We start from the raw sequence: 4,737 nt of genomic DNA on the forward strand, positions 1-4,737 counted from the left end.
CTTGTAAATTCGCCCTCAATAATACATTGAATAATTTTCTGATATTCTCTATTATAGATCTCTTTATCAAGGAATCGTGATTCTCATCTGTTAAAATAGTACCATTTAAATCTGAAAAGATAAGATAGATAAAAACCGAGCTCCAAAACGTGAGTAAATATATATAACCGTAATTATTCAGGAAACAAAAAGAGTTTCTATCCTTGAACATGCAATTTACTACTTTAGATAGCGTAAGCTCTCCTAAGGAATCTTGATTATTTGAATTTTCATAAATTATGTAAGAGGCTAAAAGCTCTATTAACCCTTCATGAATACCATGAGCTGTTCCATTCCAGGATTCGTGTTGAAAACAATGTAAAACTTCGTGAATTATTGTTATCGGGTTTAAGCCTCTGTTGGGGTCAATAATTATGAGATTCTTTCTTCTTTCACAAATGCCTGCCGAATTCCCATCTAACATCTGTATCTTAAAACTGATGCCACGAGTACTAACATTAAAGTTCTGTGATAAATATCGTTCTGTCATTTCAATTAATCTTCGTATAGTATCTTCGTTAAGGATTCGAAAAAAGCAACATCTATTATTCATCAATCATCACAGTTATCCAAGGATTTTTAACATCTTAGACCTCTCACTAATTACATGCGTTATGCCCTCGTAAAGATCTTCAGATATTACTTCAACAAGTAAAATCAGTTGTGATGAAAAAATCCCTACTTGTTCTATTGTAATCAATTCCCTTATATTTTTCTGCTCATGTATAAGCCTTATAGAAGCAGGTATATAATCTTCCCCGTAGCGAAATGTAACTAATTTACTTAGTTTATCTCTATTTGAGTCTACAGTAACTGAGGATGAGACTAAGAATTCCTTAGGTAGATCTATTCCGGACTCTTTAATCTTTTTTACTATTTCATCTACTATTAATCTCTCATTTTCATTTAAATCTAAAAACTGAAGGATTATTGTACTGGCTAGTATATTTATGGTAAAATAATCGTTTTCGTGCTTAATTGTTATGTTTGTAGATTGTTCATCTCTGTCTATATCAAATTTCATTTTTAGGTCTACAAGAGCCGATTGGATTATTTCTTCTAAAGCTGCTTTGAAGCTGGTTCCTAAAGACCCGGGTATAATCCACGGTAAAATTATCACGAAGTTTTGTTTCCTCACTATTTTCACCTTAAGGTACTCGGACTAGCGGAGTGTTCGTTAGGCATTTTCTTTCTTGATCTCTGAATGAATTGATTATTTATGCTCAAAAGAGACTGTATGCTCACCGTAGGCGTTACTGATTGATCTTCAAAAGTTTTAGAATTTATAATTTCATCCCCATATATGTATCTTGGATTAGTAAGCCAAAACAGTCTAATATTCTTGTTATATTCTAAGGAGAACTTATTTGTTACAATCTCGATAATTTTTCTCCTTTCAACGTCTCTTACGTTCTCTAATAGCTCGGCGTTTTCGGTTAATACCTCTCTGATGAATTCAGCTAAATCATTATTAGTATTAATTTCGTCAGCAGTGACAGAGAGAATATCTACTATAAAATTTATGAAAAGGTTCTTCATACGTCCGTACAGGGTTTTTATAACGATACTTGAGTCTAAACGCTTGAAGGCTTCTTTAATTATCTTCTGCTTGAGTTTATTTCCTACGTGAGGTTGATATAAGGCACCTCTACTAATCTCTAGCTCCTTGAATATCTCCCTCTTACTCTTTTTTTCTTCTTTGCTCATAAGATCTATTAGATAATTAATAGTACCTAGGTCGATAAATTCTGCATATTCACTTAAGAGTTCCCCCATTACGTTTCCTCTGTCAGCTAATTGTGTCATTTTAAAATTCCCTTATGTCTTTATTGTTTAAAGACACATTTAATTTTTTCTCCCTATTTTCATGCAGGAACAAAGCTGAAAGCCAAGTTAACTACAGATCCCGAAATCAGAATGACTCTGTGACGTCCATTATAAAGAGTACTTTTCGGATATAGGACTGAAGGAAAAAGAGATTAAGCTTTTTGTTTTAAACAATAATGAGGCACCATATAACTATAGGAATAGTTCTAAAATTTTCCGAAGGTAAAAGCGAAGGCTTGATTTTTATAGCAGATAAAATGTACACTTATCAGGGAACGATAGGAATAGAAAGCGACATATCTAAAATAGAGCCAGTTTATAATAATCAAAACCGTTGTGAAGCGTTATACGGTATCGGTGCCGGTTCTGGGCCATGGATAAGACAGTACTTCGAAAAGTTATATTACGATCTGTTTATACAAACGACTTCACAACAATTTTCTCTGTCCGATATTTTCGACAAAGTCAGAGGCTTACTTGTAGCCCCTTATAACGAGATAATTAAGAAAAGAATAGAAGAATCAGTTTTAGGCCCTTTAGGTATTAAGTACGACCCAGATAAAATGATACAATATATTAACGATCCGACTCTCTCTAATATAATATCTGGCAAGATCTCTGAAGTATGGAACAATCTAGATGTACTGATTGGCATACAATTAAAAACAAGGTAGCCATATATAATGTTAACAACTCGGAAGTTGCCGATCTTACTTCACAAGGATTTGGTGTAATAGGTAGCGGAGGCTTGTCTGCTATGTGGGCATTAATACATTTGGGATATTCCCCGACTAACGATATGAAGAAGGCACTGACTTTAGGTCTATTTGCTAAATTTCAAGCTGAGGAGTCACATGGGGTGGGAGAATCTAGCGACGTAGTAATAGTATATTGTAATGAGAATAAACTAATAATTAAGCAAGTAGATCAGAAAGTTATAGATATTATCAGAGGCAATTATAAAAAATTGCTTAGAACACAAAGAGGAATTGTTGAAGATACCGGTAAGAAGCTTACTTTAAACCTCGATTGACTTTCTAAACCTTGGAGAGAATATCCTTTTCTAATCCTTTGTAAGTGAGAAAAATATTAAGCCAAAGCCTTACTTATATATCCATAGAGCACTGCGGTGAGTGAGAATGATCGTAAAAAAGAAGAAAGAATGGAATAGGGATCCAAATACGTGGTCGGGTAGGTTTTATATCCCCCAAAATATAGATAAGGAAAAAATTAAGAGAATCCTAAGTCAATAACTTTTTGCAAATAATCCCTTGTAATAAGAATTTCGTTTTAATATTGTAAGGAGTTGTTTAGAATTTTTTCGGTAAACTGGGGAGTTTATACAAAAAATCTAATCTATTACGAGAATTAAGAGACTGTAATGAATAGCATAAGCTAATGAGATGTACAAAAGCACTGCGTAAGCTCCCATTTCGTCGCCATCCTTGAAGTCACCAGTCTGCTCTACTGCTGATATTTCAACTACTATTTCATCGCCTCCTAACTCTTCTATTGCAAAACTTAATATTTCGTCTAATTGAAAGTAAACCCTCAACAACTTAACTAAGTATTCTAAGTTTCTCTAACACTTTAAAGTCTCACTCATAGTCCTTCCCCTGAGATATTAAATAGTATATTAAGGATTACCTAGCTTTTGTTAGTTATTCGTATGCCTTATCATCATAGCTCATTACTATACCTCATTGCCTCATTAATGTGATAAATAGAGTTGATAAAGCGAAAGACAAGCCTTGTCCCTTCTCGGTAGACTCAAAATCTGATTAGTAAAAATAATTTTTATTCATTATTAGTAATTCATGTGAATTTAGTGAAATTAAACAATTAATTCTACTTTTTAAAATTTTTAAGTGTTGTATTAGATCTTTTATATCTCTGAAAGTAAACTGAGGAATATTATTATAATATTAGAAAATGATGGGATGTGTATGACAGAATCCGTTTTATTTACATTGATTATTTAATACATTATTCTTAGCGCTCTTGATTATGAGTATAACAAAATATATTCTTTTATTCATTAAGAAAAAATATGAGGTTTAATGTTGAATTTATATTTGTAATATGATTTTAAGTCTACCGGTGATGGGGGAGTAGTTCACTTCGCTACCTAGAAGATTGATAAAGAGAGATTTTGCTAACAGAATTAAATTGTAAAAAATAAAAATTATCTTAGACGCACAATATCTTCATAGTGTTAGAATCGCATAAATGAAATTAAACTGGTCTCTTAGAGACCAATCATTACGTAAAACTGGTCGTTAAAAGACTTAAACTTACAATTATCATCATTCTTATGGAAGAGGAATAAAGAGCTTCACAGCAGAATGGTTTACTTTACCATTACCTGACATAATAGAAAGGGACTTACCTCTAGACAAGGATTACGTAATTACAGTAACAGGTGGGAGAAGAAGTAACAAAACTTTCCTTCTCTATCACACAATAAAGAAAATAATTGAAGGAGGGTTAAGATGGAAGATATAAAGTACCGCGACAGAAGCTTACCGTTGAATCATTAGGAGAAAAAATAATAAATGAAGGACTATAAGTGTTATAAATGTCAATTACATCAGATTTTTATGTTATTTTTCCGTTAGTTCTCTTAGTTCTTATAATATTGTTAGTATATATTGTAAAAATTAAACCTAATTTAGTAATAGGTTTTTTTCTATTAGGTATTGGAATATTTTTAATCGTATCAGGTTTCGTTCTAGGAAAGCATGCACTATTTTTTATAGGATTTATTGTCTCAGTTTTTTCCTTAGTCTTCTTCCCTAGAAGAAGAAGGTGGTAATATGTTAGGTCTGTATGAGGTTAGTGCAGGATATGGGAAAACTGAGGTTTTACACG

Annotated in this window: 7 protein-coding genes; 3 read left to right on the plus strand and 4 right to left on the minus strand. The window is 32.4% G+C overall.

Translation table 11 applies throughout. The annotated features are described in order from the left end of the window. The 3 genes from WIW89_RS00380 to WIW89_RS00390 all read right to left on the minus strand — a co-directional run. Positions 1–463, minus strand: a 463-nt coding sequence (locus tag WIW89_RS00380) for a hypothetical protein (RefSeq protein ID WP_337719319.1), incomplete at its 3' end; no start/stop codon positions are given. A gap of 141 nt (positions 464–604) precedes the next feature. Further along, positions 605–1,177 carry a hypothetical protein gene (locus tag WIW89_RS00385; RefSeq protein ID WP_337719320.1) on the minus strand — a complete coding sequence of 191 codons (573 nt, stop codon included), beginning with the start codon at positions 1,175–1,177 and terminating at the stop codon, positions 605–607. Between the two features lie 5 nt (positions 1,178–1,182). Beyond that, positions 1,183–1,845 (minus strand): hypothetical protein, encoded by a 663-nt coding sequence (locus tag WIW89_RS00390; RefSeq protein ID WP_337719321.1) that lies wholly within the window; start codon positions 1,843–1,845, stop codon positions 1,183–1,185. A 257-nt stretch (positions 1,846–2,102) separates the two neighbouring features. Between WIW89_RS00390 and WIW89_RS00395 the strand changes: the two genes are divergently transcribed. Both WIW89_RS00395 and WIW89_RS00400 read left to right on the plus strand, forming a co-directional pair. Continuing rightward, on the plus strand, positions 2,103–2,540 hold the full coding sequence (locus tag WIW89_RS00395; protein WP_337719322.1) for a hypothetical protein: 438 nt from the start codon (positions 2,103–2,105) through the stop codon (positions 2,538–2,540). Beyond that, the gene (locus tag WIW89_RS00400; protein ID WP_337719323.1) at positions 2,492–2,899 is read left to right on the plus strand and encodes a hypothetical protein; all 408 of its coding nucleotides are present in this window, start codon (positions 2,492–2,494) and stop codon (positions 2,897–2,899) included. The genes WIW89_RS00395 and WIW89_RS00400 overlap by 49 nt, the downstream gene beginning before the upstream one ends. A gap of 318 nt (positions 2,900–3,217) precedes the next feature. On the opposite strand, the gene WIW89_RS00405 is transcribed toward WIW89_RS00400, so the two are convergent. Continuing rightward, the gene (locus tag WIW89_RS00405; protein WP_337719325.1) at positions 3,218–3,424 is read right to left on the minus strand and encodes a hypothetical protein; all 207 of its coding nucleotides are present in this window, start codon (positions 3,422–3,424) and stop codon (positions 3,218–3,220) included. A gap of 1,020 nt (positions 3,425–4,444) precedes the next feature. Between WIW89_RS00405 and WIW89_RS00410 the strand changes: the two genes are divergently transcribed. Further along, a complete protein-coding gene (locus tag WIW89_RS00410) occupies positions 4,445–4,681 on the plus strand; it encodes a hypothetical protein (protein ID WP_337719324.1) in 237 nt (78 codons plus the stop codon). Positions 4,682–4,737 lie beyond the last annotated feature (56 nt).

The organism is Stygiolobus sp. CP850M (genome assembly GCF_037389425.1).
Lineage (GTDB): Archaea > Thermoproteota > Thermoprotei_A > Sulfolobales > Sulfolobaceae > Stygiolobus.

Coding starts and splice junctions, on each gene's coding strand:
- WIW89_RS00390 (WP_337719321.1), bottom strand. CDS start 1,845: ATGACACAATTAGCTGACAGAGGAAACGTAATGGGGGAACTCTTAAGT.
- WIW89_RS00400 (WP_337719323.1), top strand. CDS start 2,492: ATGGAACAATCTAGATGTACTGATTGGCATACAATTAAAAACAAGGTA.
- WIW89_RS00410 (WP_337719324.1), top strand. CDS start 4,445: ATGTCAATTACATCAGATTTTTATGTTATTTTTCCGTTAGTTCTCTTA.